1 pseudogene is annotated in these 1,287 nt (G+C 34.0%); it reads left to right on the plus strand.

The window, feature by feature from the left end:
* Positions 1-44 precede the first annotated feature (44 nt).
* A pseudogene (locus FGF67_RS16790) lies at positions 45-1,249 on the plus strand (IS3 family transposase).
* Positions 1,250-1,287 lie beyond the last annotated feature (38 nt).

A 1,287-nucleotide genomic window follows, 5' to 3' on the forward strand; every position in this document is an offset into this window, starting at 1 on the left:
TGGACTTCCTATATTAGACTGGACAAAAAGATGAGAGAATATGTTTGCTAGTTATTAACTTAGCAATTATGAGAAGTAAACCCAAACATTACACTTTAGAATTTAAACAAAAGGCAGTTGAGTTGAGCTATGCCAAAGGCAACGTAAAACAAGTAAGTGAAGATTTAGATATATTTCCATCGGTTCTTTATCGTTGGCGAAAAGAGTTGAAGGATTATGGCAAAAATAGTTTTCCTGGTCGAGGCAAGCCTAAATTGACTGATGAAGAAAAAGAAATATTCCGTTTAAAAAAAGCGTTAAAAGAAGCTGAAATGGAACGTGACATCTTAAAAAAGGCCATCAGCATCTTCTCCAAGAGCGACAGGAAAAATACAGGTTTATAAAACAGCATCTTATGAGGTTTCCTGTCGAGATGATGTGTAAAATATTAAAGGTAAGCAAAAGCGGTTATTATCATTGGCTGCAATCAGGGCCAAGTAAATTATGGTTAGAAAATCAAAAGGTAACTGCGCTTATAAAATCTATATTTAAAGATAGCTTTCAAAGTTATGGATCGCCAAGAATAAAAACAGAACTGGAGACATTAGGCTATAAAATATCAAAGCCCAGAGTGGCGCGTATTATGAGTGCTAATTATTTGTTTGCAAAACGAAAACGTAAATTTAAAGCAACCACTGATAGTAAACATAATTACCCAATAGCACCTAATTTGTTAAACCAAAACTTTGAAGTAAGCAGGCAGAATCAAGTTTGGGTAAGTGACATTACCTAAATCAAAACCAAACAAGGCTGGTTATATCTTACTGTAATCATTGATTTGTTTAACCGTAAAGTTGTTGGGTGGGCTCTAAGTGACAATTTAAGCACAGAGGATACTATTATTAAAGCTTGGCATATGGCTATAAAGAAAGCAACCCTAACCCAAGATTTAATTTTTCATTCAGACCGAGGTATACAATATGCCAGCCATAAGTTTACCTCTTTAATTAAAAGTTACGATGGTTTAGTAAACCAATCTATGAGCAGAAAAGGTAACTGCTGGGATAATGCCGTTGCAGAATCGTTCTTTAAATCATTAAAGGTAGAATGGGTTTATAGGCACAATTATAGATTAAGATCTGAAGCGGAGTTATCCATCTTTGGATGGATAGAAACTTGGTACAATAATAAAAGGAGACATTCCTTTTTAGGAAACAAAACTATAAGAGAATTTGAATTAGATATGTATAACCAAAAACTAGCAGCTTAGTCATTCAACTTAAAGTCCAATTTTTTGTTGCAAGTCCA

It is taken from the genome of Allotamlana fucoidanivorans, from assembly GCF_006265225.1.
GTDB lineage: Bacteria > Bacteroidota > Bacteroidia > Flavobacteriales > Flavobacteriaceae > Allotamlana > Allotamlana fucoidanivorans.